This is a genomic window from Streptomyces sp. NPDC058157, from assembly GCF_042884105.1.
GTDB lineage: Bacteria > Actinomycetota > Actinomycetes > Streptomycetales > Streptomycetaceae > Streptomyces.
Map to the genome: position 1 here is coordinate 1 of NZ_JBHVUQ010000409.1, position 2,046 is coordinate 2,046.

Here is a 2,046-nt window from a genome sequence, read left to right on the forward strand (position 1 = left end):
GTCCTGTACACGTCCTCGCCTGTCTGTCGGGGTGTGCGTGGCCCGACGGGCCGGCGTGGACGGCCCGTCCCCGGGCGGTGTTCTTCAGGTCGCTGCCGTCGCCGCTGTAGGCCGGGTCCACCTTGACCGTCAGCAGGTACTCGACGGTCTCGCCCACCTTCAGCGGGGTGGCGCGGCGGCAGGAGACGACGTGCCCGGAGACCTCGCAGCCGGCCGGGGAGGAGTTCACGTACGACAGGCCCTCGGGCAGGCTGTCGGTGAGCTTGACGTTGAAGGCGTCGGCCGACGGGCCGTTGTTGGTGACGCGGATGCGGTAGTCGAAGACCTCGCCCGGGGTCGGGGGCTTGCTCCCCACGGCCTCCTTGGTGACCGCCAGGTCGGCGGTCGGCTTGTTGACCTTGCTGCCGGGCAGGCCCGCCGGGCTGCTGGTGTTGTTCGCCGGGCGCGGGTCCTTGGTGGTGGAGGTGGCCGTGGCGGTGTTGCGGACGTCGGAGCCGTCGCCGGTGTAGTTGCTGTCCAGCCGGACCGTGAACCGCCAGGTCTTGGACGCTGTCGGCTCCAGTACGGCCACCGGCGCGCAGGTGACGGTGCCGTTGTCGTCGCGGCAGCCGTCCGGGGAGGAGACGAAGGCCAGCTGGGCGGGCAGCTTGTCGGTGACCGTGGTGTTCAGGGCCCGGGAGGGGCCGTCGTTGGTGGCGGTGACGACGTACTCGAAGGTCTGGCCGGGGGCGATGGGCGTGTCGGTCGCCGGGCGCTTGGAGGTCCACACGTCGGCCTGCGGCTCGGTCACCCCGCCGGGCGGCAGCACGGGCCGGGAGGTGTTGTCGGCGGGCTCCGGGTCCTTGGAGGCGGAAGACGAGGTGGCGGTGTTGCGCAGGTCGCTGCCGTCGCCGGAGTACGCCGGGTCCAGCTTCACCTTGAACGTCCACACCACCTCGGCCCCCGGCACCAGCCGGGCCAGCGGGCCGCAGGTGACGTTGCGCCCGGAGGCCGAGCACGGGTCGGCCGAGGAGACGAAGGTCAGTCCGTCCGGCAGGGTGTCGGTGACCGTGACGTTGCGCGCGTCCGAGGGCCCCTTGTTGGTGGTGCGGACCTCGTACTCGAACTGCTGCCCGGGCACCGTGGGCCCGGCCCCCAGGGCGGTCTTCACGGTGGCGAGGTCCGACACCGGGTCGAAGGGCCCCGGCGGGATCACCGGCTTCGGCCGGTTGTTGTCGGGCGTCGGGTCGGTGGCGTCCGAGCTGCCGACGGCGCTGTTGCCCAGGTCGGAGCCGTCGCCCTGGTAGGAGGCGCTGAGCCGGGCCTGGAAGGTCCAGCTCTTGCGCTGGCCGACGCCGAGCTGCGGCTCGGGGCCGCAGGTGACGGTCTGGTCGGTGGCGGTGCAGCCGTCGGAGGAGCCCACGAAGGTGATCCCGGCGGGGAGGCGGTCGCGCGCGATCACGTTCCGCGCCACCGACGGGCCGTGGTTCACGGCGGTGAGGGTGTACGTGATGATCTCGCCCGGGGCCCGGACGGTCCGCGCCGTCACCTCGATGTGCGGGCCCGCCGGTTCGGCGGCCTGCCGGCCGGCGGGGGCCGCGGCGGCCACCGAGGGCGGGGCGGTCCACAGGGGTCCCGCGCAGATCAGCGCGGCCATGGCCCACGCGGCGGGCCGCCGGCCGGGTGTGGTCGTCATCGCATCTTTCCGTTCGTGCGGAGTCGGCCGTACAGGGGCTGTACGGAAATCGGTGGTGCGGCGGGCGGGGGCTCCGCCTCGGGTGAGGGGCTGCGCGGCTCCGCCTCAGCCCGCCTGCGCCTGCTTGGACAGCTCCACGTCGGCCGTCGCCGGGCGGACGCCGCCGCCCGGCGGGCCGGCCGTACCGCTGTTGTCCGCCGGTACGGGGTCGGCGGTGTCGGCCGAGGCCGTCGCGGTGTTGGCCAGCGTCGTGCCGTCGCCCTCGAAGGCGGGGTCCAGCCGGACGGTGAAGGTCCACGACACGCTCTGCCCCGGGGCCAGTTCCGCCTGCGGTCCGCAGGTCAGGGTGGTGCCCGCGGCGGTGCAGCCGG

The 2,046-nt window shown here is 74.1% G+C and carries 1 protein-coding gene and 1 pseudogene; both read right to left on the reverse strand.

All coding sequences use genetic code 11. From position 1 onward, the window contains the following. On the reverse strand, positions 1 to 1,675 hold a 1,675-nt coding region (locus ACFVXK_RS38400; protein ID WP_389621984.1), incomplete at its 3' end, for a DUF11 domain-containing protein. A gap of 105 nt (positions 1,676 to 1,780) precedes the next feature. Next, positions 1,781 to 2,046 (reverse strand): annotated as a pseudogene (locus tag ACFVXK_RS38405) (hypothetical protein); the annotation flags it as partial.